The organism is Thermomonas paludicola, from assembly GCF_024498955.1.
Classification (GTDB): domain Bacteria; phylum Pseudomonadota; class Gammaproteobacteria; order Xanthomonadales; family Xanthomonadaceae; genus Thermomonas; species Thermomonas paludicola.
The window spans coordinates 2,025,525-2,049,011 of the sequence record NZ_CP093311.1 but is presented as its reverse complement, the minus strand read 5'-3'; the positions used below and the strand labels follow the sequence as shown (position 1 = coordinate 2,049,011).

The following is a 23,487-nucleotide window of genomic DNA, read 5'->3' as shown; positions in this document are numbered from 1 at the left end:
GCAGGTTACCAGTCCAATTGCCCGACGATGACCTGCTGCACGCGTCCGCCAATCCATACCTCGCCGTCTGCATCCACCCGTACCGCGACCCGGCCGTCACGCTCCAGCTCACGGCCCTGGCTGGCGACGTAAGCGCCATCGTGGCCGGGCATGCGGCCCTGTTGATGCAGCCATGCGGCCACCACGGCGTTGGCGCTGCCGGTGACCGGGTCTTCCGGCACGTTGACCGCATCGCCGGGGCAGAACGCGCGCACCACCAGCTGGGTCTCATCCGCCGATTCGAAGGCGAACATCGCCACGCCGGTGGCCTGGGTGGCATTGCTCCAGTTCGCGATGGCAGAGAAGTCCGGGCGGAAATTGCGCAGCTGGCTGGCCGACGCGGCCTCGACCAGCCACCACGCCGGGCCGTTGTGCCAGAGCGCCGCAGGCTGTCCGGGCGTGGCAATGGCGTCCAGCCCGGCCGGCAATGGGGCCACCTGCCGGGCCAGTTCACGGCCGCGCGGGCTGCGCACGAATGGCAGCTTGGTGCCGCCGTCGGGGGTGATGCGGACCGGCAGGAGGCCGGCGCCGCACTGCTGCACCAGCGCGCCGTCACGCGGCTGCGCCAGCCCGTGCTGCGCGGCTGCCCATGCCGCGCCCACGCTGGGATGGCCAGCGAACGGCAGCTCGCTGCCGGGGGTGAAGATGCGGATGCGGTAGTCCGCGCCGGGGGCGGGCGGCAGGAAGAACACCGTCTCCGACAGGTTCAGCCACGCGGCCAGCGATTGCATCGCCGCGGTGTCCATGTCGTTTGCGTCCAGCACCACACCCAGCGGATTGCCCAGGCCGGGACGGGAGGCGAAGACGTCCAATTGCATATAACGACGGATCATGTTGCGCTGCACTATTCGGCGGTGTTGGCTCGCTAGAATGCCTGACAGCCGCAGTGGCGGTATTTCCCTTCTCTCATTTCCCCCGAATCCATGTCCCCGACTCTTGCGCCCGACGATCGCTGGCTTGTCCTCAAGTTTGGTGGAACATCGGTGTCGAAACGCACGCGCTGGGACACCATCGGCCGGCTGGTGGCGGGCAGGGCGAAGGACAACGATGCGCGGGTGCTGGTGGTGGTGTCGGCGCTGTCCGGCGTCACCAACGAGCTGACCGCGATTGCCGACGGTGCCGCCGACGGCGCGGAGCGCGTGGCCCGGCTCGATGCGCGGCATCGCGCCTTCCTCGCCGAGCTCGAGCTTGATGCCGATGCAGTGCTGGGCGAGCGGCTGTCCGCGCTGCGCGCGCTGCTGGACGATCCGCGCGCGGCCACGCGCACGCTGGACTGGCAGGCCGAGGTGCTGGGGCAGGGCGAGTTGCTGTCGTCCACGATAGGGGCTGCCTACCTGCGCGCGCAGGGCCTGGACATCGGCTGGATGGATGCGCGCGACTGGCTCGATGCGCTGCCGCCGCAGCCCAACCAGAGCGCGTGGTCGCAGCGGCTGTCGGTGAACTGCCGCTGGCAGGGCAGCGAAGACTGGCGCGTGCATTTCGCATCGCAGCCCACACGCCTGCTCATCACGCAAGGTTTCATTTCCCGGCACCAGGACGGCGGCACCGCGATCCTCGGGCGCGGCGGCTCGGATACCTCGGCCGCCTATTTCGGCGCGCTGCTCGGCGCCCGCCGGGTGGAGATCTGGACCGACGTGCCCGGCATGTTCAGCGCCAATCCGCGCGAGGTGCCGGACGCGCGCCTGCTGACCCGGCTGGACTATTACGAGGCGCAGGAAATCGCCACTACCGGCGCCAAGGTGCTGCACCCGCGCGCGCTGCGGCCCTGCCGCAACAGCGGCGTGCCGATGGCGATCCTCGATACCGAGCGCCCGCACCTGCCCGGCACCAGCATTGATGATGCGGCGGAGCCCGTCCCCGGGGTGAAGGCGATCAGCCGCCGCAACGGCATCGTGCTGGTGTCGATGGAAGGCATCGGCATGTGGCAGCAGGTGGGCTTCCTGGCCGACGTGTTCGCGCTGTTCAAGCAGCATGGGCTGTCGGTGGATCTGATCGGTTCGGCGGAAACCAACGTCACCGTCTCGCTGGATCCCTCCGAGAACCTGGTCAACACCGACGTGCTGGCTGCGCTGTCGGCCGACCTGTCGGCGATCTGCCGGGTCAAGGTGATCGTGCCCTGCGCCGCCATCACGCTGGTGGGGCGCGGCATGCGCTCGCTGCTGCACAAGTTGCAGGACGTGTGGGCGATGTTCGGGCGCGAGAACGTGCACCTGATCTCGCAGTCCTCGAACGACCTCAACCTCACCTTCGTGGTGGACGAGGCCGCCGCCGACGGCATGCTGCCGAAGCTGCACGCCGCGCTGATCGATTCCGGCGCGATGCCGGTGTACGAGGACGCCGTGTTCGGCCCGCGCTGGCGCGAGATCATCGGTGCGCTGCGCCCGCGCCCGACGCCGTGGTGGAAGGCGCCGGGCGAGCGCGACGCGCTGCTGCACCTGGCGCAGGCCGGCACCCCGCGCTACGTCTACCACCTGCCCACGGTGCGCGAACGCGCGCGCCAGCTCAAGGCGATCGCCGCGGTGGATCGCTGCTACTACGCGATCAAGGCCAACTCGCACCCGGCCATCCTGCGCACGCTGGCGGAGGAAGGCTTCGGGCTGGAATGCGTCTCGCTGGGTGAACTCGAACGCGTGTTCGCGGCGCTGCCGGACTTCGATCCGCAGCGCGTGCTGTTCACGCCCAGCTTCGCGCCGATCAACGAGTACGAGGCGGCGCTGGCGCGCGGCGTCACCGTCACCGTGGACAACGTGGAGCTGCTGCGCCGCTGGCCGGAGGTGTTCCGCGGCCGCGCGCTGTGGCTGCGCATCGACCTCGGCCACGGCGATGGCCACCACGAGAAGGTCAACACCGGCGGCAAGGAGGCCAAGTTCGGCCTGTCCGCGCAGCGGGTGGAGGAGTTCGCGCAGGCCGCGCGCGCGCTGGACGTGCGCATCACCGGCCTGCACGCGCACCTGGGCAGCGGCATCGAAACCGTCGGCCACTGGCAGGAAGTGGTGGACGAGCTGGCCGGCTTCGCCCGCCGCATCGGCAGCGTGGAAGTGCTGGACATCGGCGGCGGCCTGCCGATTCCCTACACCGACGACGACGAGCCGTTCGACCTCGACACCTGGGCGGCGGGACTGGCCGCGATCAAGGCGGTGCATCCGGCCTTCCAGCTGGCGATCGAGCCCGGCCGCTTCCTGGTGGCCGAGGCCGGCGTGCTGCTGGCGCGCGCGACCCAGGTGGTGGAGAAGGACGGGGTGCTGCGGGTCGGGCTGGACGCCGGCATGAACGCGCTGATCCGCCCGGCGCTGTACGACGCGTGGCACGACATCCACAACCTGTCGCGGCTGGACGATGGCGCGCAGCGCGATTTCGACGTGGTCGGGCCGATCTGCGAGTCCAGCGACGTGTTCGGCCACCGGGTCAAGCTGCCCGCCACCACCGCGCCGGACGACGTGATGCTGATCGCCGACGCCGGCGCCTACGGCTTCAGCATGGCCAGCGCCTACAATCTGCGCACGCTGCCGGCGGAAGCCGTCCTTCCGGACGCGGGTTGAACCGCGCAGCAAAGCTATCGAGCAACCATGACCGACTGGATTTTCAACCGCGACACCATCCGCACGTTCCGCTTCGTCCGCTGCGCCTTCGACGCGCAGACCGGCGTGGCGCAATTGGTGTATGCCTTCGACGACGGCCCGGAACTGACCGAGACGGTCACCTTGCCGGGCGCGCCGTTCGCGCTGGACGAAGCGCGTGCCGCCGCTGCGCTGCGCGCGCTGCGCCTGCTGCACCTGATCGCCGGCGTGAGCTACTACAAGGCGGCGGTGCCGGGCGAGATCCGCCTCGACGATTACGCCATCGACGCCGACACCGCCGCGTTGCTGCAGACTGTCTACCGCAACGGGCTGGGCGAATTCGCCTACCGCAACGGGCTGGACCTGCGCGGCAGGATCCGCTTTCCGGCTGACGCCGCGCCCTCGCTGCCCGCACCCGGGCTCGGCCTGCGCCCGCACGCGCTGGTCGCCATCGGCGGCGGCAAGGACTCGCTGGTCAGCATCGAGGCGCTGTGCGCCGAGGGCGTCGCCCAGACGGTGACGTGGATCGGCGGTTCGCAGCTGATCGCCGCCTGCGCCGCGCACACCGGCCTCCCCACGCTCAACATCGGCCGCCAGCTGGCGCCGCAGCTGTTCGAATTCAACCGCCAGGGCGCGTGGAACGGCCACATCCCGGTGACCGCGGTGAACTCGGCGATCATGGCCTTCGCCGCGGTGCTGCTGGGCGTCGACCAGGTGGTGTTCTCCAACGAGCGCTCGGCCAGCTACGGCTCGCAGATCCCCGGCACCGGCGAGGTCAACCACCAGTGGTCCAAGGGCTGGGCGTTCGAATCGGCGTTCGGCGACTACCTGCAGTCGCACGTGGCCGCCGACCTGCACTACTACTCGCTGTTGCGCCCGCTGAGCGAGCTGGCGGTGGCGCGGCAGTTCGCCAGGACGGACCGCTACGACGCGTATTTCTCCAGCTGCAACCGCAACTTCCACATCCTCGGCGAGCGCCCCACCAGCCGCTGGTGCGGGGTCTGCCCGAAGTGCCACTTCGTGTTCCTGGCGCTGGCGCCGTTCATGCCCAAGCTGCGGCTGGTCGGCATCGTCGGCCGCAACCTGCTGGACGATCCGGCGCAGGTGCCCGGCTTCGACGCGCTGCTGGAATACGGCGACCACAAGCCGTTCGAGTGCGTGGGCGAGGGCCGCGAGTCGCGCGCGGCGATGGCGACGCTGGCGCAGCGCCCGGACTGGCGCGAGGACGCGGTGGTGAAGCGCTTCGCAAAACAGATCGAACCGCAGCTGGACGCGGCTGGGCTCGCCATCGAGCCGCTGCTGGCACTGGACAACGACCATCGCATTCCCGCCGCGCTGTGGGAGCGCCTGCGTGTCCGCTTCGCTGCCTGAGCGGCTGCGCATCGACGACCTGTCCGGTCGCCGCGTGGCGCTGTGGGGCTGGGGGCATGAAGGGCGCGCCGCCCACACGGCCTTGCGCGCGCGCCTGTCTGCGCTGCCGTTGACGTTGTTCTGCAGCGAGGCGGAAGCGGCCGAAGCGGCCGGTCTTGGCGACCCGCTGCTGTCCATCGAGCATGCCGCCACCGGCGAGCGCCTCGCCGCGTTCGAGGTGGTGGTGAAGTCGCCCGGCATCAGCCCCTACAGGCCGGAGGCCGCATTCGCCGCGCAGCGCGGCACCCGCTTCCTCGGCGGCACCGCGCTGTGGTTCGCCGAGCGTGCCGATGCCGGCGGCGAAGTGGCGAACGCGATCTGCGTCACCGGCACCAAGGGCAAGAGCACCACCACGTCGCTGCTGGCGCACCTGCTGCGTGCGGCCGGGCTGCGCACCGCCCTGTGCGGCAACATCGGCGTGCCGCTGCTGGAACTGCTGGACGGCGATGCCGAAGCCTGGGCCATCGAACTCTCCAGCTACCAGACCCGCGACGTCGCCGCGGCAGGCGCCCGGCCGCACATCGCCATCGTCACCAACCTGCACCCGGAGCACCTGGACTGGCACGGCAGCGAGGCGCGCTACATCGCCGACAAGCTGGCGCTGGTGATGGAGGCGCAGCCGCGCATCGCCGTGTTGAATGCGGCCGATCCGCTGCTGGCGAAACTGCAGCTGCCGGACAGCGAGATTCATTGGTATGGCGACGCGCGCGGCTGGCACCTGCGCGGCGATGCGCTGCATCGCGGCGATGCCTTCGTGATGGACACCGCCACGTTGCCGCTGCCCGGTCGCCACAACCGCAGCAACCTGTGCGCGGTGCTGACCGCGCTGGACGCGTTCGGCCTCGATGCGGCGGCACTGGCCACGCACGCGGCCAGCTTCCAGCCGCTGCCCAATCGCTTGCAGCCGCTGGGCGAGCGCGACGGCATCCTCTACGTCAACGATTCGATCAGCACCACGCCGATGGCGACGCTGGCCGCGCTCGAGTTGTACGCGGATCGGCCGGTGGCGGTGCTGGTCGGCGGCCACGACCGCGGCCTGCCGTGGGACGCGTTCGCCGACGCGATGCGCCTGCGCGCGCCGGACGCGGTGGTGACGATGGGGCAGAACGGCCCGCGCATCCACGCGCTGCTGGCGCCCGTTGCGGCGCAGGCCGGCTTCACGCTGGCAGCCGCCGGCGACCTGGCCGAGGCGATGGGCAAGGCCCGCGCCGCGCTGCCGGACGGCGGCGTGGTGCTGCTGTCGCCCGGCGCGCCCAGCTTCGGCCCGTACCGCAACTACGTGGCGCGCGGCCGCCATTTCGCCGAATTGGCCGGCTTCGATCCGGACGCGATTTCCGGCATCCAGGGCATGGGCATCGCCTAAGCGTTTGCCCGTCATTCCCACCTTCGCGGGAATGACGGGGGATAGGTTCACGCCAACTAAACCCAACTCCGGTAGCGTAGGCAGATCGCCACCGGAGCCATCCCCATGCGCCGCCTCCTGCTCGCTTTCGGACTGCTGTTCGCCGCCGCCCCCGCCTTCGCCGCCATGCAGGCAAAGCCTGTCGAATGGACGCAGGGCAAGGATCGCTTCAGCGGCTACGTGGTGTATGACGATGCATCGAAGGCGATGCGCCCCGGCTTGCTGATGGTGCCGGACTGGTACGGCGTCACCCCCGCCGCGCTGGACAAGGCCAGGCAGCAGGCTGGTAGCGACTACGTGGTGTTCGTGGTGGACATGTACGGCGCGGGCGTGCGCCCGGCCGACGACAAGCAGGCGCTGGCGCAGGTGCAGGGGCTGTATCCGAAGCCGGAGCTGATGCGCGCGCGCATGCAGGCAGCGCTGGATGCCTTCAAGGCGCAAGCCTCGGTGGTGCCGCTGGATGCCACGCGAATCGGTGCGTTCGGCTTCTGCTTCGGCGGCTCATCGGTGCTGGAACTGGCGCGCAGCGGCGTCAAGCTGGCCGGCATCGTGACTTTCCACGGCGGGCTGCACACCGAACGTCCGGCGACGCCGGGCACCATCAAGACGCCCATCCTGGTGTTGAACGGCGCCGCAGACCAAAGCCAGAAGGCGGCGATCGTGCCGTTCGAAGATGAAATGGACAGCGCGGGCGCGGATTGGCAGTTCGTCAACTTCGGCGGTGCGGTGCACTGCTTCGCGCTGGAGACAGCCAACAAGCCCGGCTGCAAGTACGACCCGCGTGCCGCACGCCGCGCCTACGCGATGATGCACGGCTTCTTTGCCGGGCGATTTGCGCTGCGCGAGTAACCCGCGTCAGTGGTCGCGATTGACCGCGTGGTGCGCCAGCCCCAGCAGCGCTGCGGTGTGGTTTCCGCGTGCAAGCCCGGCCAGCGCGTCCTCGGCGGCGCGCGCGTAGTCCATTGCGCGCTGGCGGCTGTAGGCCAGGCTGTTGCAGGCATCGATGGCGGCCAGTGCCGCCGGCATGCCGTCGATGTCGCCGTGTTCGACGATCCGGCGCAGCTCGGCGCGGGTGGCATCGTCGCTGTGCGCCATCGCGTGAATCAACGGCAGGGTCATCTTGCCTTCGGCGAGGTCATCGCCCAGGTTCTTGCCCAGCGTGACGGCATTGGAAGCGTAGTCCAGCACGTCGTCGGCGATCTGGAAGGCATAGCCAAGGTTCAGGCCGTAGTCGTGCAGGGCCTGCTGGGTGGCGGCGTCGGCGCCGGCCAGCAGCGCGCCCAGGCGGGTGGCGGCGGCGAACAGGATCGCGGTCTTGCGTTCGATCACCCGCAGGTAGGCGGCTTCGTCGGTGTCCGGGTTGCGCACGTGCAGCAGCTGCAGCACCTCGCCCTCGGCGATGGTGTTGGTGGTGTCGGCCAGGATTTTCTGCACGTCCATCCGCTCCAGCTCCACCATCAGCTGGAAGCTGCGCGAGTACAGGAAATCGCCGACCAGCACGCTGGCCGCATTGCCCCATACCGCATTGGCGGTCTTGCGGCCGCGGCGCAGGTCGGATTCATCGACCACGTCGTCATGCAACAGGGTGGAGGTGTGGATGAACTCCACCACCGCCGCCAGCTGGTGGGCGTCGCCGCCGACGCCCTTGCCCTGCGCGTCGCCCAGCGCCCCGGCCGCCAGCAGCAGCAGCATCGGTCGCAACCGCTTGCCGCCCGCCCCGATGATGTATTCGGCGATCTGGTTGATCAGCACCACGTCCGAGGCCAGCCGCTGGCGAATCAGTGAATCCAGCGCGGCCATGTCTGCCGAGGCCAGGGCCTGGATCGCCTTGAGGTCGGGCAGGGCATTGCTGGTGCTGGAAGCAGTCATGAGCTGGCTCATCGGTGAATGACGAAGTATAAGCGGCGAAGGGATTTTCCGACCCTGCGATACGGCATGTGCCGGCTGCCATCCGGTTGCCGGCTATACTTCAATGTGATCGTCCGCTCCGGACGAAACGAGACAGAGGCAGCTATGGCACGCGGCGTAAACAAGGTGATCCTGGTCGGCAACCTCGGCAACGACCCGGACGTGAAATACACGCAGGGCGGGATGGCGATCACCACGCTGAGCGTGGCCACCACCAGCGTTCGCAAGGACAAGGACGGCCAGCAGATCGAAAAGACCGAATGGCACCGGGTCAAGCTGTTCGGCAAGCTGGGCGAGATTGCCGGCGAGTACCTGAAGAAAGGCCGCCAGGTCTATATCGAGGGCCGCATCGAGTACGGCTCCTACGAGAAGGACGGGGTGAAGCATTACACCACCGACATTGTTGCCGACGAGATGCAGATGATCGGCGGCGGTGAAGGTGGCGGTCCGCGCAGTGGCAGTGAAGACGGCAATGAGGGTCGCTACCAGCGCGGCAGCGGAGGCGGCAGCTACGGCGGAGATCGGGCGCAGCGTGCGCCCGCCCAGCGCCGCGAGCCGGCGGCAGCGCCCGCCAGGAAGGCGGCTGATTTCGACAGCAGCGTGCCGTTTGACGATGACATCCCGTTCTAGCGGGTGCGCGCCATCCAGCGCTGCGCAACCACGAAAACGCCCCGTCCTGCGGGGCTTTTTCGTGGGGAAACGAAAACGCCCGGCACATGGCCGGGCGTCTCGGGTATTTGGTGGGCCGTGAAGGGTGAGCGGGGCTTTCGAGCAGCGCCGCTGCGAGCCCGCGAACGCCCTGCGCGCTGCCTCGCGCAGGGCAGGGCCCGCGCAGCGGGCGAACCGCAGGTTCGAATCCGCGCACATCGGTGCCCGGGAAACGAAAACGCCCGGCACATGGCCGGGCGTCTCGGGTATTTGGTGGGCCGTGAAGGATTCGAACCTTCGACCTATTGATTAAGAGTCAACTGCTCTACCAACTGAGCTAACGGCCCGAGAAAAAAATTGTAGCAGACAAATTCCGCGATGCAACATCCCGACCCGGACAAGGGTGGGGTGGCTGAGGGGACTCGAACCCCCGACAACTGGAATCACAATCCAGGACTCTAACCAACTGAGCTACAGCCACCACGGAACTTCAACTTCTGGAACATTGGCGCGCCCGGCAGGAATCGAACCTGCAACCACCGGCTTAGAAGGCCGGTGCTCTATCCGGTTGAGCTACGGGCGCTCGATCCGGAACCAGTGTATCGGGCATTGCCGGAATGGTCGGGGTAGAGGGATTCGAACCCCCGACATCCTGCTCCCAAAGCAGGCGCGCTACCAGACTGCGCTATACCCCGCCGATGGAACCAACACATTCCAGCGGCCGCCTGACCTCGGCGATCACTGTCTCCCGTGGCACGCCAGCGCTACGAAAGGCCGGGCATTGTCCGGCGCCGGGCAGCGCATGTCAACGCATTCACGCGGGTGGCTGGCACCGGTGGCCGAAATCGGGGAAACTAGTGCGTTCCGCGCGGCCGTGTCGCGCTCGAATCACCCCTTGTTCCCGCTACCGGGTTCCCGCGAACCCGCCCAGGAGTCATCGCCTCATGCAAGTCTCGGTCGAATCCACCGGCAACCTCGAGCGCCGCGTTACCCTCAGCCTGCCTGCGGGCGACGTGGATGCCCAGGTCGGCAGCCGCCTGCGCGAGATCGCGCATACCGCGCGCATCAAGGGCTTCCGTCCCGGCAAGGTGCCGACCAAGGTGGTCGAGCAGCGGTATGGCGGCCAAGTGCGCGCCGAGATCGTGGATGGCCTGCTGCGCCAGGCGCTGGACCAGGCCGTGCGCGACAACGAACTGCGCGTGGCGGGCATGCCGCAAGTGAAGCCGGGCGAAGATGCGGCCGAGGGCGAGCTGAAGTACGTGGCGTCGGTGGAGTTGGTGCCGGAGTTCGGTGATCTCGACATGGGCAAGCTGCAGGTCGTGCGGCACACTGCGGAAGTGGCCGATGCCGACATCGAGCGGATGCTGGAAAACCTCCGCCAGCAGCGCGGCAGCTGGAGCAAGGTGGAGCGTGCGGCCAAGGCCGGCGACCTGGCCAGCATTGAAACCACCAGCACCGTCGATGGCGTGCGCATGCCCGCCGAGGGCGTGGAGAAGGCCAGCACCGTGCTGGGTTCCAGCGCGATCTACCCTGAAGTGGAGTCGGCGATTGCCGGCATGCTGCCCGGCGAGGAAAAGACCCTCGACATCACCCTGCCCGCCGATTGGCACGTCCAGCAGTTCGCCGGCAAGACGGTGACCTCGACCTTCAAGCTGGTGGAAGTGGCGGAACAGGTGTTGCCGGAAATCGACGCCGCGTTCATCCGCAGCTTCGGCGTTCGCAGCGGCGATGTCGAGCAGTTCAAGGCCGACATCCGCAGCAACCTGGAGCGCGAGCTGAAGGGTGCGCTGATGAACCGCCTGCGCCGCGAAGTGGGTGAGCAGCTGACCGAAGCCTACAAGGACGTCGAGCTGCCACCGCGGCTGGTCGAGAACGAGGCGCGCATGTTGATGGCCAATGCGGCCGAGCAGGCGAGCCGCCAAGGCCAGCAGCTGACCGCCGGCCCCGAGGCGTTCCAGGACGCAGCGCGCAAGCGCGTGCTGATGGCCTTGTTGGTGGGTGAGGTCGCGCGCCGCAACGAGCTGCGCCTGGAGCCAGAGCGCCTGAACGAAACCATGCGATTGATCGCCTCCACCTATGAACAGCCCGAGCAGGTCATTGCGTTGTACCGCAACGACCCCCAGTTGATGCAGGGTCTGCAGAATCGCGTGATGGAAGAGCAGGTGATCGATTGGATCGCCGAGCGCGCCCAGCATACCGAGCAGGCATTGAGCTTCCAGGAAGCGATCAGCCCGTAATCCGGGGCAGCCCCACACAGCCAAAAGCGAGAATCCATGGACCCGATCAAATCCCTCAACCTGGTGCCGATGGTGGTCGAACAGACCAGCCGCGGCGAGCGCGCGTACGACATCTATTCGCGCCTGCTGAAGGAACGGGTCATCTTCCTGGTGGGCGGCATCGACGATCACGTGGCCAACGTGGTCGTTGCGCAGATGCTGTTCCTGGAAGCCGAGAATCCCGAGAAGGACATCAGCCTGTACATCAACTCGCCGGGTGGCGTGGTCACCGCCGGCATGGCGATCTACGACACCATGCAGTACATCAAGCCGGACGTCAGCACGATCTGCGTTGGCCAAGCCTGCTCGATGGGCGCGGTGCTGCTGGCGGCAGGCGCGGCCGGCAAGCGCTATGCACTGCCCAATTCGCGGGTGATGATCCATCAGCCGCTGGGCGGCGCGCAGGGCCAGGCCACCGACATCGACATCCAGGCGCGCGAGATCCTGGCAATGCGCGAGCGCCTCAACGAAATCCTGGCCCGCCACACCGGCCAGCCGATCGACGTGATCGCACGTGACACCGACCGCGACAACTTCAAGGGGGCCGAAGCCGCCCGCGAATATGGCTTGGTGGATGAAGTGCTGAGCCGGCGCCCGGACGAGTCCATTCAATCCGCTTGAGTCTTGCCCGCGATGGCCGTTACCGGTCTTGTGCGGGCGATCCAGACGAACGTTCCTTCCGCTGGCCCGGCGGAGGGCTATGGTATTCTCGGGCAATGGCCGCAGCAGTGCGGCGAGTGAGTAGCGAATGAGCGAAGACCGTCAGGGACGCAACACCGGCGACAATGGCAAGATCCTGTATTGCTCCTTCTGCGGGAAGAGCCAGCATGAGGTGCGCAAGCTGATTGCCGGCCCCAGCGTGTTCATTTGCGATGAATGCGTCGAGCTGTGCAACGACATCATCCGCGAGGAACTCGAGGAAAAGGCGCAGTCCAACCGCAGCTCGCTGCCCAAGCCGCGTGAAATCCTCGAGGTACTGGACCAGTACGTGATCGGCCAGCAGCGGGCGAAGAAGACGCTCGCGGTGGCGGTTTACAACCACTACAAGCGCATCGAAAGCCGGCAGAAGTCGGACGACATCGAGCTGGCCAAGTCCAACATCCTGCTGGTCGGGCCCACCGGCTCGGGCAAGACGCTGTTGGCGGAAACGCTGGCGCGCACGCTCAACGTGCCGTTCACCATGGCCGATGCCACCACGCTGACCGAAGCCGGCTACGTCGGCGAGGACGTGGAAAACATCATCCAGAAGCTGCTGCAGAAGTGCGACTACGACGTCGAAAAGGCGCAGCAGGGCATCGTCTACATCGACGAGATCGACAAGATCAGCCGCAAGTCCGAGAACCCGTCGATCACCCGCGACGTGTCCGGTGAAGGCGTGCAGCAGGCGCTGCTGAAGCTGATCGAAGGCACCTTGGCCAGCGTGCCGCCGCAGGGCGGGCGCAAGCATCCGCAGCAGGAGTTCCTGCAGGTCGACACCCGCAACATCCTGTTCATCGTCGGCGGCGCGTTCGCCGGGTTGGACAAGGTCATCCAGCAGCGTTCCAACGACTCCGGCGGGATCGGCTTCGGTGCCAAGGTCAAGAGCGCCGAACGCAAGGCCGACATCGGCCAGGTGCTGGCCCAGGTCGAGCCGGAAGACTTGATCAAGTATGGGTTGATCCCGGAATTCGTCGGCCGCTTGCCGGTGGTGGCGACCTTGGAAGAGCTGGACGAAGCGGCGCTGATCAAGATCCTGACCGAGCCGAAAAACGCCATCACCAAGCAGTTCAGGAAGCTGTTCGAGATGGAAGGCGTGGACCTGGAGATCCGTCCGGACGCGCTCTCGGCCATCGCGAAAAAGGCGCTCAAGCGCAAGACTGGCGCGCGCGGCCTGCGCACCATCGTCGAATCCGTGCTGCTGGACACGATGTACGACCTGCCGTCGCTGGAAAACGTCAGCAAGGTGGTGGTGGATGAATCGGTGATCGAACACAAGTCCGAGCCGTACCTGATCTACCAGAACGTGCCTGCGCCAGCCAAGGCCGCTGCCGCCGACTGAGGCGGATGTCGTGCCAGTGCACAAGCCGCCTGCGGGCGGCTTTTGCATTCTGGCGTTCGCAACCTGCTGATTCCATTGCGGATTTCGCGTGCGCTGGAAATGCCGCTTGCAACCTGCTGCGGGCAGCCCCATAAACCAAGCACGGCGGCGCAGGTGCGCCGCAGCCGCAATCTGGAGTCTTCGCATGGCCGCCCCTACCCGTCATGAATCCTCAGCCCTGCCGGTACTGCCGCTGCGCGACGTGGTTGTATTCCCGCACATGGTGATCCCGCTGTTCGTGGGCCGCGAGAAGTCGATCCGCGCGCTGGACATCGCCGTGGAGGGCGACAAGCACATCCTGCTGGTTGCGCAAAAATCCGCCGATACCGATGACCCGCAGGCAGCGGATCTGCACGCGATCGGCACCATGGCGCAGGTTCTGCAATTGCTGAAGTTGCCGGATGGCACCATCAAGGTGCTGGTCGAGGGGCTTTCGCGCGCACGCGTGGGGCAAGTGCATGCGCAGGACGGCGCGCTGTTCGCCGAGGCCGAGGTGCTGGAGGCGAGCGCGCCGCAGGCCGGTGCGCCCAGCCGCGAACCGCGCGAGCTGCAGGCGATCGGACGCACGTTGTTGTCGCTGTTCGAGCAGTACATCAAGACCAACCGCAAGCTGCCGCCCGAGCTGCTGCAGACCTTGTCGGGGATCGATGAGCCGGAACGGCTGGCCGACACGGTGGCCGCCCATCTGGGCGTGCGCCTGGCCGACAAGCAGAAGCTGCTGGAAGCCCTGGATACCGCCGAGCGGCTCGAGCTCCTGGTGGGGATGGTGGATGGCGAGATCGACGTGCAGCAGATGGAAAAGCGCATCCGCGGCCGGGTCAAGTCGCAGATGGAGAAGAGCCAGCGCGAGTACTACCTCAATGAACAGATGAGGGCGATCCAGAAGGAACTGGGCGAGCTCGACGATGCGCCCAACGATCTCGAGGAAATCGCCAGGAAGATCGCTGCCGCCGGCATGCCCAAGCCGGTGGAAGCCAAGGCGCGCGCGGAGTTGGCCAAGCTCAAGCAAATGTCGCCGATGTCGGCGGAAGCCGGTGTGGTGCGCAACTACCTCGACTGGTTGCTGGGCGTGCCGTGGAAAGCGCGGAGCAAGGTCAGGAAGGATCTGAAGGCGGCGCAGGCAACGCTGGATGCCGATCACTACGGCTTGGAAAAGGTCAAGGAGCGCATCCTCGAATACCTCGCGGTGCAGTCGCGGGTGAGCAAGATGAAGGGGCCAATTCTGTGCCTGGTGGGCCCGCCCGGCGTCGGCAAGACCTCGCTGGGGCAGAGCATTGCCAAGGCCACCAATCGCAAGTTCGTGCGCATGGCGCTGGGTGGCGTGCGCGACGAGGCCGAGATCCGCGGCCATCGCCGCACCTATGTCGGCTCGATGCCGGGCCGGATCGTGCAGAACCTCAACAAGGTCGCCACCCGGAACCCGCTGTTCATGCTGGATGAAATCGACAAGATGTCGATGGATTTTCGCGGCGACCCGTCTTCGGCGCTGCTGGAGGTGCTGGACCCGGAGCAGAACCACACGTTCAACGACCACTACCTGGAGGTGGATCTTGATCTGTCCGAGGTGATGTTCGTGGCGACTGCCAATTCGCTGAACATTCCCGGCCCGTTGCTGGACCGCATGGAGGTGATCCGCATCCCCGGCTACACCGAGGAGGAGAAGCTCAACATCGCGACCCGCTACCTGGTGCCGAAACAGCTCAAGGCCAACGGGTTGCGCGAGGGTGAGCTGGCCATTGCAGACAGCGCGATCACCGACATCGTCCGCTACTACACGCGCGAGTCGGGCGTGCGCAGCCTCGAACGCGAGATTGCGAAGATCGCGCGCAAGGTGGTCAAGGAGATTGCGCTCAAGGGCGCGCAGCCGAAGAGTGCAAAACCGAAGACGGTCAACGTCAACGGCAAGAACCTGGACAAGTATCTGGGGGTGCAGCGCTTCGACTACGGCCGCGCGGAAGCCGAAAACGAAATCGGCCTGGTCACCGGCCTGGCGTGGACGGAAGCCGGCGGCGACCTGTTGCAGATCGAGTCCACGCTGGTGCCGGGCAAGGGGGCGCTGATCCTCACCGGGCAGCTCGGGGACGTCATGAAGGAGTCGGCTTCGGCGGCGCTGTCGGTCGTGCGGGCGCGGACGGGCCAGCTCGGTATCGACGTCGATTTCCTGCAGAAACACGACGTGCACGTGCACGTGCCGGATGGCGCCACCCCGAAGGACGGGCCCAGTGCCGGCATTGCCATGGCCACCGCGCTGGTGTCGATGCTGACCAGGGTTCCGGTGCGACATGACGTGGCGATGACCGGCGAGATCACCCTGCGCGGCCGGGTCAGCGCCATCGGTGGCCTGAAGGAGAAGCTGCTGGCGGCGCTGCGCGGCGGCATCAAGACCGTGATCATTCCCGACGAGAACCGCAAGGACCTTGCCGATATCCCGGCCACCGTCACGCGGCACATGAAAATCATCCCGGTGAAGTGGATTGACGAGGTGCTGGATCTGGCGCTTGAACATCCGTTGCCCTCGCGCAAGCCCGAGGGCGCGCGCGTGGCCCCGCGACTGGCGGAAGCCAAGGGCAAACCCAAGACAGGTTCTCGTGCCGCCGTCAAGCACTGAAAGTCCGGGGTTGGCAACCATTCGTCGGAACTGGGCTGGAAGCCGCACCAGTGCTTGTTTTCAGTGTTGCATGGAGGAAATTGCACTGGTATAAGATTGGCAACCGCGGCGATTGCAGAACAGCCGCCGTGGCACATCCGAAACCAGGGCAGGGGAGCGCCGTTGGTTTCGGGCAATGAATTCTCTGCGTCACTTTCCCGCAACGGAGCCAATAAGCAAATGAACAAAGCCGAATTCATCGAAGCCGTGGCCGACAACGCCGAACTGACCAAGGCCGACGCCGGCCGCGCAGTCGACGCGATGGTTGCCGCCATCACCAAGGCCCTCAAGAAGGGCGATACCGTGACCCTCGTGGGCTTCGGTACCTTCTCGGTTCGCAAGCGTGCTGCCCGTACCGGCCGCAACCCGCGCACCGGCGACACCATCAAGATCAAGGCTTCCAAGAACCCGGCGTTCAAGGCCGGCAAGGCACTGAAGGACGCGGTCAACTGATCGTTGTTGCCATGTGTTGCAAGAAGCCCGGCCAAAAGCCGGGCTTTTTCTTGGGAACCTGTTCCTCCAGGTGCTTTGTGCTGCGATAATGCCCGGCCCGGGCACTTAGCTCAGCGGTAGAGCGGCTCCCTTACAAGGAGCGGGTCGGGGGTTCGATCCCCTCAGTGCCCACCAGGAAAAAAAACTTGCACGCGCCAGTATTGGTACGTACAATTGTCGGCTCACAGCGGAGTGGTAGTTCAGTCGGTTAGAATGCTGGCCTGTCACGCCGGAGGTCGCGGGTTCGAGTCCCGTCCACTCCGCCAGTTGAAGCAAAAGCCTTGCAGCGATGCAGGGCTTTTTGCTTTTTCAGGGGCAGCGGCATGCGGCGAGTCCATGCCGTTGGCGCCAGCTCGCGTTAGACTACGTGGCTACGCCTCATAGTCGCCTTCTCATGCTGCATAAACTTCGCGAAAAGACCTCCGGTTGGGTTGCCACCGTCATCCTTGGCTTGTTGATCGTTCCATTCGCCTTCTTCGGGATGGAGTCGTACATGTCGCAGCGGGTGGACACCTACGTGGCCCGCATCGCACAGCCGCCCTCGTGGTGGAAGTCGGCACCGCAGGTGTGGCCGGTCACCTACCTGTGGGATGTCCATGACATCGATTCGCAGGCGTACCGGGAGCGTCTTGAGGATGCGCGCATGCGCATGCGCGCGCAGCAGGGCGAGAACTTCGATCCCAAGGCGTTCGAGTCGGTTGAAAACAAGCGCCGGATCGTGGATGCGATGGTGGATGAACAGCTGATGCTGCTCGCTGCCGATCGCGCCAACGTCGTGGTCAGCGATGCCGAGGTGCGGGACAACATCCAGAGCACGCCGGCGTTCCAGGTGGACGGCGCGTTCAATGCCGAGCGTTACCAGATGCAGCTGGCGGGTGGGCGTCCGCCGATGGCGCCAACGCAGTACGAAAGCAAGGTCCGCGAGAGCCTGAAGACCGCATTGATCCCGGTGGGCGTTGCCGCGTCCGCGTTCGTGACCGATGCCGAGCTCGATCGCCTGACCCGTCTGCTGTTCGAGCGTCGCGACGTCGGCTTCGTGCTGTTGCCGCCGCCTGCGGCAGATACGGCGGAGGTGACGCCGGCGCAGATCGAGGCCTGGTACAAGACCCATCAGGGCCAGTACCGCAGCCCGGAAACCGTGCGTCTGGAATACGTGGAGGTGGATGGCAGCAAGCTGCCGGCGCCTGCCACCGACGAGGCCGCCCTGCGCAAGCGCTACCAGGACCAGATTTCCAAGTACTCCACCGCGGAACGGCGCGAGGTCGCGCATATTCTGGTCGCGGTGCCGGCGAATGCCAGTGAAGTGCAGAAGAAGGCAGCCGAGGCCAAGGCCAAGCAGCTGGCTGCCGAGGCGCAGGCACCGGGCGCGGATTTCGCCGCGCTGGCGCGTGCCAATTCCGACGATGCCGGCTCCAAGGCCAATGGCGGAGACCTGGGCTGGATTGGCAAGGGCAGCATGCCAGGGGCATTCGATGCGGCCGCGTTCGCGATGCAGGCGGGTGAAGTGCGCGGGCCGGTGAAGTCCGACTTCGGCTGGCACGTCATCAAGCTCAACCAGGTGCAGGCCGGTGCCCAGCGTTCGTTCGAGGATGTGCGCGCCGAGCTCGAGAAGGAAGTGCAGGAAGGTGGGCGCGAGCAGGCGTTCAACGAGTTGACCGGCAAGCTGGTGGACGCGGTGTACAAGAACCCCACCTCGTTGGTGCCGGCTGCCAAGGCGCTGGGCCTGGCGGTGCAGACGACGCCGGTGTTCAGTCGGGCCGGCGCCCCCGGCATTGCGTCCGAACAGAAGGTGCTCCGCGCCGCGTTTTCCGAGGCGTTGATGCAGGACGGTACCGCCAGTGATCCCATCGAAGTTGGCCCGCTGCGCACGGTGCTGATCCGGGTGATCGAGCACAAGCCGGAGCAGGCGATGCCGCTGGCACAGGTGCGTGACGCAGTCGTGGCATCGATTCACGCGGACAGGCAGCAGAAAGCGGCGCAAGCGGCAGCCGAAGCACTGGTCAAGGCAGCGCAGGCGAAGGGGTTGGACGCGGCTGCGCGGGAATCCGGACTGGCGGTCAACGAGGTCAACGACCTTGATCGGCGCAGCCAGGCACCATCGGCAGAGGCCGTGGCCGCGTTTTTCAACCTGCCGCGCGCGCGCGGTGGCGTGCTGCCGGTTGGCATGACCCGCGCTGGCGGCGGTTACCTGGTGTTCGCCGTGCGTGCGGTGCGTGATGGCGACCTGACCCAGATCACCCCGCAAATTCGTGCCAAGCAGCGCAAGGAAGCGTCGGACATGACAGGCCAGTTCGCGCAGGATGCCTTCGTGCGCGCCATGCGCGGCAATTACAAAATCGAAGTGGCGGAAGACCGGCTGTAGGTTGCTTCGGCCCAGGCAACGAAAACGCCCGGCAGTGCCGGGCGTTTTTCGTTGCGGCAACGCGCGTTGCGGTCAGTCGATGCCGCTCATGCCCATGATGTTGTAGCCGGCATCGACGTAGGTCACTTCGCCGGTGATGCCTGCGGCCAGGTCTGAACACAGGAACGCGGCGGCGTTGCCCACGTCCTCGATGGTCACCACCCGGCGCAGTGGCGCCGCGGTCTCGAACTGGCTGAGCATCTTGCGGAAATTGGCCACGCCGGACGCCGCCAGGGTGCGGATCGGGCCGGCCGAGATCGCGTTCACGCGGGTGCCCTCCGGGCCCAGCGCCATCGCCATGTAGCGCACGGTGGCTTCCAGCGAGGCCTTGGCCACGCCCATCGTGTTGTAGTTGGCCAGTGCGCGTTCGGCGCCGAGGTAGGACAGGGTGAGGATGCTGCCGTTGCGGCCTTTCATCAGCGGGCGCGCGGCCTTGCCCAGCGCGGCCAGCGAGTAGGCGCTGATGTCGTGGGCGATGTGGTAGCGCTCGCGGTTGATGCCGTCGAGGAAATCGCCCTCAATCGCTTCGCGCGGGGCGAACGCGATGCAGTGCACGAGGATGTCGAAGCCGTCGCTCCAGTGCTTGCCCAGTTCGGCGAAGCAGTTGTCGATCTGCGCGTCATCGGCCACGTCCAGCGGCAACACGATGCTGCTGCCGTACCCGGCGGCGGCGTCCTCGACGCGCGACTTGAGCTTTTCGTTCTGGTAGGTCAGCGCCAGTTCCGCACCTTCGCGGTGCATGGCATCGGCGATGCCGGTTGCGATTGAACGCTGGCTGGCGATGCCGGTGACCAGCGCGCGTTTGCCCTGCAGGAATCCCATGGTGTCTCCTTGAATGATGCGCGTGGGGCGCTTCGAGCGAATGCTCTAGTGTGCCTTGCGCGCGGGTTTGCGGCCAGTGTGGCGCGGCCGGCAATCAGGCGCGAAAGCCATCCTTCCAGGCACGCAGCGCGCCGAACACCATGCTGTCGTCCAGCAGCGGCTGGCGGGTCTGGTGCTGCGCCGCCGCGCGCACGGAGGGCGCAAAACAACGCAGGAACGGGTTGCAGGCGCGTTCGTCCACCAGCCGTGTGGGCAGCGTGGGGACCTGCGCCTGATGCAGCGCGAGGACTTCCCGCACGCGCGCCTGCAGGGAGGGATTGTCTGGATCAACGGCGTGCGCGAATGCGGCATTGGCCTGCGTGTATTCGTGCGCGCAGCAGACCCACGTCGCGTCGGGCAGGGCGGCCAGGCGTTGCAGGGATGCGTGCATTTGCGCAGGCGTGCCTTCGAACATCCGCCCGCAGCCGAGGCTGAACAGCGTGTCGCCGCAGAACAGCAGGCCTTCGCCGTGATAGGCGAGGTGGCTGCGGGTATGGCCGGGAACGGCGATCACATCGAACCGCCATGCGCCGATCTTGATCCGCTCGCCGTCGTCCACGCGCACGCTGGCGCGAGCGATGCGCTCGTCGCGTGGCGCGATGACGGGGGTGCCCGGCCAGCGCGCCAGCAATGCGGGCACGCCGCCAATGTGATCGTGATGATGATGGGTCAACAGGATGGCATGTGGCGGCGGGCCATCATCCAGTGCCGCCAATACCGGACCTGCATCGCCCGGATCAACCACCAGCGCGCGGCCGCCGGCATCGCGCAGCAGCCAGATGTAATTGTCCTGCAAGGCGGGAATCGGCAGTAGATCCATTTGTCCAGCCGTGACGGCGCGCGAGGTTTCCCGCAAACTGCCGATCATGCCGCTGTCCTCGACCAGATCACAACCCGATGCCGTGGCAGCCGATGCCTGGTTTGCCGGTGCTGCCGGACAAGCCGTGTTGGCCAGTGAGGCCGGCTGCATCGGCGAAGCGCTGCGGCAGCGGCCGGGGCAGCCGAGCCTGTGGCTGGGGCCGGCCTCGATGGCGCTTCCCGGGCAGATGGGCGGTGCGGCGGTGCTGCGCCTGCACTGGGCGGAGGGGGCGACCTTGGGTGGCGGCCTGCGCTGCACCCTGCCGCTGCCGGTGGCCAGCGAGTCCTGCGCGATTGTCGTGGTCCAGCATGCGGGGGATGCCGGCTGCGACCCGCGCGCGCTGCTTGAGGAGGGCGCACGGGTGTTGCTCCCGGGCGGCTGGCTGTGGCTGTTGGCACTCAACCCGATCACCCCGTATCGGCTGCGTTGGCGCGGCCACGCCCTGCGCGCGCGTGAGCCGGTGACATGGCGACGGCTGCTGCGCAGTGCCGGGCTGCTGCCGGAAGCCATCTCGCAGGGGCTGGGGCCAAGCTGGAACGTCACCCCGGTGCCGCGCTTGCAGGCAGGGGTCGGGCTGCGGGCAGCGTTCCTGCTGCGTGCCGAAAAACGCAGGTGGCCACTGACGCCGTTGCCGACGCCGCGCGTGCTTGGCTGGCAGGCAGGAACACCGGCATGAATGCGTCGCAAAAGCGGGTCGAAATCCATACTGATGGCGCCTGCCTGGGGAATCCGGGGCCGGGTGGCTGGGCTGCGCTGCTGCGCTGGCGCGGGATCGAGCGCGAGCTGGTGGGCGGCGACGCCCAGACCACCAACAATCGCATGGAGTTGATGGCGGCGATCGCGGCCCTGGAAACACTGCGCGAACCCTGCGAAGTGGTGCTCACCACCGATTCGCAGTACGTCCGCCAGGGCATTCTGGAGTGGATGGCAGGCTGGATCCGGCGTGGCTGGAAAACCGCAGGTGGCGCCCCGGTGAAAAACCGTGACTTGTGGGAGCGCCTGCATGCTGCGGCATCCAGGCACGTGGTGGACTGGCGCTGGGTCAAGGGTCACAGCGGCGACCCCGACAACGAGCGCGTGGACGCGCTGGCGCGCGATCAGGCAACGGCATACAAGGGGCAGGCAGGCTGATGCGGCAAATCGTTCTGGATACCGAAACCACCGGGCTGGAGTGGAGAAAGGGCAATCGCGTCGTCGAGATCGGCTGCGTGGAATTGCTGGAGCGTCGACCAACCGGGCGCACGTTCCATCGCTACCTCAATCCCGATCGTGCGTTCGAGCAGGGCGCACAGGAAGTCACCGGGCTCAGCCTGGAGTTCCTGGCCGACAAGCCGCGCTTTGCCGACATCGCCGGCGAATTCCTGGACTTCATCGAAGGCAGCGAACTGATCATCCACAACGCCGCATTCGATCTGGGTTTTCTGGATGCCGAGTTGGCGCGGCTGGAGGGGCGCGGGAAAGTGCTTGATCGCTGCACGGTGGAGGACACCCTGCAGCTTGCCCGGCAGCGCTACCCGGGGCAACGCAATTCACTGGATGCGCTGTGCAGGCGGCTGGGGGTGGACAACTCGCAGCGCCAGTTGCACGGCGCGCTGCTGGATGCGCAGATCCTGACCGATGTCTATCTGGCGCTGACTTCGGGCCAGGGGGAGATCGGCTTTGGCACTGAGTCGGCGGCGACGGTGGCGGCTGCAGAACGGATCGCGGTACGGGTTGGCGATGTCGCATCGCGCCCGCGCGTGCGCATCGGGGAGGGTGAAGCGGAGGCGCATGCCGCGAGGCTGGCGGCGTTGCAGAAGAAGGCGGGTCGCTGCGCGTGGCTGGAACTGGACGTCAGCGGAGGGTGAGTCACCCGGCCGGCTGCAATCAGTGCCGGCGCACCAGGATGACGGTCACGTTGTCGGAGCCGCCACCATCCAGCGCGGCAGCCACCAGGCCATCGACGCATTCCTGCGCGCTGCATTCGCAGTGGGCCAGCACTTGCGCGATGTGGTGGTCATCGACTTCCTCGGTCAGGCCATCGCTGCACAGCAACAGCTGCATGCCGGGACGCAGCTCGCCGGCCAGGGTTTCCACATTCAGCTGCTGCGGGTCGGTCACGCCCAGCGCCTGGGTCACCACGTTGCGGTGCGGGTGGCTGCGCGCCTGGTCGGCGCTGATCGCGCCCTGTGCAATCAGTTCCTGCACATAGCTGTGATCGTGGGAAATCTGGGTGAGCGCAGCGTCGCGCCACAGATAGACCCGGCTATCGCCCACCCACGCCACCTCGAAGCGATTGCCGTTCACCCGCGCGGCCACCACGGTGGTGCCCATCGGCAGGCTGTCGCCGCGACGCTTGGAGCAATGGATGATTTCTTCGTCGGCCACCCGGATTGCGCCGGCCAGGCTGTTGCCGGCGCGCACCTCGCGGACGATGGTCTCGCGCGCCAGCGCGCTGGCGACCTCGCCATATTCATGACCGCCCATGCCGTCGGCGACCAGCCACAGGCCAAGCTCGCTGTCGCCGTAGTACGTGTCTTCGTTCAGCTCGCGGCGCAGGCCGACGTGGGTCAGGTGTCCGAATTCGATCATGCGTGCGGCAATCGTCGTGGCTTGTGGAAGGAAACGCAGGGATGCGGGCAAACCGGACGCAGTGGCCTGATGGGCCATGATGCCGCAGCGCAAGCGGCTTCGGCCTGTGTCGAAAGTCCAGCAAAGGTTGATGGATGTCTCGACTTGGGCGCTGCCGTGGCTGGACTGGAAGGCGCCCTGCGTTGCGTCCCGCACAGACGAAAAACGCCCGCAAGGGGCGTTTTTCGTATCTGGCGGAGAGGGGGGGATTCGAACCCCCGGTAGGCTCACACCTACGCCTGATTTCGAGTCAGGTACATTCAACCGCTCTGCCACCTCTCCGAAAACCTGGGTGTACAG

General features: G+C 66.8%; 19 protein-coding genes and 7 tRNA genes. 16 read left to right on the top strand and 10 right to left on the bottom strand.

Annotated elements, in window-relative coordinates; genetic code table 11:
• Positions 1–5: 5 nt before the first annotated feature.
• Positions 6–872, bottom strand: coding sequence for a PhzF family phenazine biosynthesis protein (locus tag LIW09_RS09630; protein ID WP_256645413.1), 867 nt, complete (start codon positions 870–872; stop codon positions 6–8).
• 90 nt (positions 873–962) lie between these two features.
• On the opposite strand from LIW09_RS09630, the gene LIW09_RS09625 reads away from it, so the two are divergent.
• The 4 genes from LIW09_RS09625 to LIW09_RS09610 all read left to right on the top strand — a co-directional run bounded on the left by LIW09_RS09625 (position 963) and on the right by LIW09_RS09610 (position 7,257).
• Positions 963–3,578, top strand: coding sequence for a bifunctional aspartate kinase/diaminopimelate decarboxylase (locus LIW09_RS09625; RefSeq protein ID WP_256645412.1), 2,616 nt, complete (start codon positions 963–965; stop codon positions 3,576–3,578).
• Between the two features lie 27 nt (positions 3,579–3,605).
• A complete protein-coding gene (gene murL, locus LIW09_RS09620) occupies positions 3,606–4,967 on the top strand; it encodes a UDP-N-acetyl-alpha-D-muramoyl-L-alanyl-L-glutamate epimerase (protein WP_256645411.1) in 1,362 nt (453 codons plus the stop codon).
• A gap of 4 nt (positions 4,968–4,971) precedes the next feature.
• On the top strand, positions 4,972–6,369 hold the full coding sequence (gene murD, locus LIW09_RS09615; protein ID WP_256647210.1) for a UDP-N-acetylmuramoyl-L-alanine--D-glutamate ligase: 1,398 nt from the start codon (positions 4,972–4,974) through the stop codon (positions 6,367–6,369).
• A gap of 105 nt (positions 6,370–6,474) precedes the next feature.
• Positions 6,475–7,257 carry a dienelactone hydrolase family protein gene (locus tag LIW09_RS09610; protein ID WP_256645410.1) on the top strand — a complete coding sequence of 261 codons (783 nt, stop codon included), beginning with the start codon at positions 6,475–6,477 and terminating at the stop codon, positions 7,255–7,257.
• 6 nt (positions 7,258–7,263) lie between these two features.
• Here the strand turns inward: LIW09_RS09610 and LIW09_RS09605 are convergent, their stop codons facing one another.
• The gene (locus LIW09_RS09605; protein WP_256645409.1) at positions 7,264–8,277 is read right to left on the bottom strand and encodes a polyprenyl synthetase family protein; all 1,014 of its coding nucleotides are present in this window, start codon (positions 8,275–8,277) and stop codon (positions 7,264–7,266) included.
• A 144-nt stretch (positions 8,278–8,421) separates the two neighbouring features.
• On the opposite strand from LIW09_RS09605, the gene ssb reads away from it, so the two are divergent.
• Positions 8,422–8,946, top strand: coding sequence for a single-stranded DNA-binding protein (gene ssb, locus LIW09_RS09600; protein WP_256645408.1), 525 nt, complete (start codon positions 8,422–8,424; stop codon positions 8,944–8,946).
• Positions 8,947–9,235: 289 nt separating this feature from the next.
• Here the strand turns inward: ssb and LIW09_RS09595 are convergent.
• From LIW09_RS09595 to LIW09_RS09580, 4 genes are all read right to left on the bottom strand, one after another.
• A tRNA-Lys gene (locus LIW09_RS09595) sits at positions 9,236–9,311 on the bottom strand.
• 57 nt (positions 9,312–9,368) lie between these two features.
• Positions 9,369–9,445 (bottom strand) — tRNA-His (locus LIW09_RS09590).
• A 25-nt stretch (positions 9,446–9,470) separates the two neighbouring features.
• Positions 9,471–9,547 (bottom strand) — tRNA-Arg (locus LIW09_RS09585).
• A 35-nt stretch (positions 9,548–9,582) separates the two neighbouring features.
• A tRNA-Pro gene (locus LIW09_RS09580) sits at positions 9,583–9,659 on the bottom strand.
• A 249-nt stretch (positions 9,660–9,908) separates the two neighbouring features.
• On the opposite strand from LIW09_RS09580, the gene tig reads away from it, so the two are divergent.
• The 8 genes from tig to LIW09_RS09540 all read left to right on the top strand — a co-directional run bounded on the left by tig (position 9,909) and on the right by LIW09_RS09540 (position 18,818).
• Positions 9,909–11,201 carry a trigger factor gene (gene tig, locus LIW09_RS09575; protein WP_256645407.1) on the top strand — a complete coding sequence of 431 codons (1,293 nt, stop codon included), beginning with the start codon at positions 9,909–9,911 and terminating at the stop codon, positions 11,199–11,201.
• A 36-nt stretch (positions 11,202–11,237) separates the two neighbouring features.
• A complete protein-coding gene (gene clpP, locus LIW09_RS09570) occupies positions 11,238–11,861 on the top strand; it encodes an ATP-dependent Clp endopeptidase proteolytic subunit ClpP (RefSeq protein WP_256645406.1) in 624 nt (207 codons plus the stop codon).
• A 127-nt stretch (positions 11,862–11,988) separates the two neighbouring features.
• Entirely contained in the window at positions 11,989–13,278 is a 1,290-nt protein-coding gene (clpX, locus tag LIW09_RS09565; protein WP_256645405.1) for an ATP-dependent Clp protease ATP-binding subunit ClpX, read from the top strand.
• Positions 13,279–13,462: 184 nt separating this feature from the next.
• Positions 13,463–15,925: an endopeptidase La gene (gene lon / locus LIW09_RS09560; protein ID WP_256645404.1), complete on the top strand. Its 2,463-nt coding sequence runs from the start codon at positions 13,463–13,465 to the stop codon at positions 15,923–15,925.
• A gap of 219 nt (positions 15,926–16,144) precedes the next feature.
• A complete protein-coding gene (locus LIW09_RS09555) occupies positions 16,145–16,417 on the top strand; it encodes an HU family DNA-binding protein (protein ID WP_256645403.1) in 273 nt (90 codons plus the stop codon).
• Between the two features lie 99 nt (positions 16,418–16,516).
• A tRNA-Val gene (locus LIW09_RS09550) sits at positions 16,517–16,591 on the top strand.
• Between the two features lie 54 nt (positions 16,592–16,645).
• A tRNA-Asp gene (locus tag LIW09_RS09545) sits at positions 16,646–16,722 on the top strand.
• Positions 16,723–16,850: 128 nt separating this feature from the next.
• Positions 16,851–18,818 carry a peptidyl-prolyl cis-trans isomerase gene (locus tag LIW09_RS09540; RefSeq protein ID WP_256645402.1) on the top strand — a complete coding sequence of 656 codons (1,968 nt, stop codon included), beginning with the start codon at positions 16,851–16,853 and terminating at the stop codon, positions 18,816–18,818.
• A 72-nt stretch (positions 18,819–18,890) separates the two neighbouring features.
• On the opposite strand, the gene LIW09_RS09535 is transcribed toward LIW09_RS09540, so the two are convergent.
• On the bottom strand, positions 18,891–19,679 hold the full coding sequence (locus LIW09_RS09535) for an enoyl-ACP reductase FabI (protein WP_256645401.1): 789 nt from the start codon (positions 19,677–19,679) through the stop codon (positions 18,891–18,893).
• A gap of 94 nt (positions 19,680–19,773) precedes the next feature.
• A complete protein-coding gene (gene gloB / locus LIW09_RS09530) occupies positions 19,774–20,538 on the bottom strand; it encodes a hydroxyacylglutathione hydrolase (protein ID WP_256647209.1) in 765 nt (254 codons plus the stop codon).
• A gap of 46 nt (positions 20,539–20,584) precedes the next feature.
• On the opposite strand from gloB, the gene LIW09_RS09525 reads away from it, so the two are divergent.
• Genes LIW09_RS09525 through dnaQ form a run of 3 tightly spaced genes read left to right on the top strand, consistent with a single transcriptional unit; the run spans position 20,585 to position 22,424 of the window.
• Positions 20,585–21,253, top strand: coding sequence for a hypothetical protein (locus LIW09_RS09525; RefSeq protein WP_256645400.1), 669 nt, complete (start codon positions 20,585–20,587; stop codon positions 21,251–21,253).
• On the top strand, positions 21,250–21,708 hold the full coding sequence (gene rnhA, locus LIW09_RS09520; protein WP_256645399.1) for a ribonuclease HI: 459 nt from the start codon (positions 21,250–21,252) through the stop codon (positions 21,706–21,708). Before LIW09_RS09525 ends, rnhA begins: the two co-directional genes overlap by 4 nt.
• The gene (gene dnaQ, locus LIW09_RS09515; protein WP_256645398.1) at positions 21,708–22,424 is read left to right on the top strand and encodes a DNA polymerase III subunit epsilon; all 717 of its coding nucleotides are present in this window, start codon (positions 21,708–21,710) and stop codon (positions 22,422–22,424) included. Before rnhA ends, dnaQ begins: the two co-directional genes overlap by 1 nt.
• Before the next feature lie 19 nt (positions 22,425–22,443).
• On the opposite strand, the gene LIW09_RS09510 is transcribed toward dnaQ, so the two are convergent.
• Together LIW09_RS09510 and LIW09_RS09505 are read right to left on the bottom strand one after the other, a co-directional pair.
• Positions 22,444–23,148, bottom strand: a complete 705-nt coding sequence (locus tag LIW09_RS09510) for a PP2C family protein-serine/threonine phosphatase (RefSeq protein WP_256645397.1) — start codon at positions 23,146–23,148, stop codon at positions 22,444–22,446.
• 231 nt (positions 23,149–23,379) lie between these two features.
• Positions 23,380–23,469, bottom strand: a tRNA-Ser gene (locus LIW09_RS09505).
• Positions 23,470–23,487: the final 18 nt, after the last annotated feature.

Excerpts from the sequence above, each read along its gene's own strand:
- LIW09_RS09535 (WP_256645401.1), bottom strand. The coding sequence starts at position 19,679 with ATGGGATTCCTGCAGGGCAAACGCGCGCTGGTCACCGGCATCGCCAGC.
- LIW09_RS09630 (WP_256645413.1), bottom strand. The coding sequence starts at position 872 with ATGATCCGTCGTTATATGCAATTGGACGTCTTCGCCTCCCGTCCCGGC.
- murL (WP_256645411.1), top strand. The coding sequence starts at position 3,606 with ATGACCGACTGGATTTTCAACCGCGACACCATCCGCACGTTCCGCTTC.
- LIW09_RS09525 (WP_256645400.1), top strand. The coding sequence starts at position 20,585 with ATGCCGCTGTCCTCGACCAGATCACAACCCGATGCCGTGGCAGCCGAT.
- clpP (WP_256645406.1), top strand. The coding sequence starts at position 11,238 with ATGGACCCGATCAAATCCCTCAACCTGGTGCCGATGGTGGTCGAACAG.
- LIW09_RS09555 (WP_256645403.1), top strand. The coding sequence starts at position 16,145 with ATGAACAAAGCCGAATTCATCGAAGCCGTGGCCGACAACGCCGAACTG.
- LIW09_RS09540 (WP_256645402.1), top strand. The coding sequence starts at position 16,851 with ATGCTGCATAAACTTCGCGAAAAGACCTCCGGTTGGGTTGCCACCGTC.
- LIW09_RS09610 (WP_256645410.1), top strand. The coding sequence starts at position 6,475 with ATGCGCCGCCTCCTGCTCGCTTTCGGACTGCTGTTCGCCGCCGCCCCC.
- LIW09_RS09510 (WP_256645397.1), bottom strand. The coding sequence starts at position 23,148 with ATGATCGAATTCGGACACCTGACCCACGTCGGCCTGCGCCGCGAGCTG.
- tig (WP_256645407.1), top strand. The coding sequence starts at position 9,909 with ATGCAAGTCTCGGTCGAATCCACCGGCAACCTCGAGCGCCGCGTTACC.
- lon (WP_256645404.1), top strand. The coding sequence starts at position 13,463 with ATGGCCGCCCCTACCCGTCATGAATCCTCAGCCCTGCCGGTACTGCCG.
- dnaQ (WP_256645398.1), top strand. The coding sequence starts at position 21,708 with ATGCGGCAAATCGTTCTGGATACCGAAACCACCGGGCTGGAGTGGAGA.
- ssb (WP_256645408.1), top strand. The coding sequence starts at position 8,422 with ATGGCACGCGGCGTAAACAAGGTGATCCTGGTCGGCAACCTCGGCAAC.
- LIW09_RS09625 (WP_256645412.1), top strand. The coding sequence starts at position 963 with ATGTCCCCGACTCTTGCGCCCGACGATCGCTGGCTTGTCCTCAAGTTT.
- rnhA (WP_256645399.1), top strand. The coding sequence starts at position 21,250 with ATGAATGCGTCGCAAAAGCGGGTCGAAATCCATACTGATGGCGCCTGC.
- clpX (WP_256645405.1), top strand. The coding sequence starts at position 11,989 with ATGAGCGAAGACCGTCAGGGACGCAACACCGGCGACAATGGCAAGATC.
- gloB (WP_256647209.1), bottom strand. The coding sequence starts at position 20,538 with ATGGATCTACTGCCGATTCCCGCCTTGCAGGACAATTACATCTGGCTG.
- LIW09_RS09605 (WP_256645409.1), bottom strand. The coding sequence starts at position 8,277 with ATGACTGCTTCCAGCACCAGCAATGCCCTGCCCGACCTCAAGGCGATC.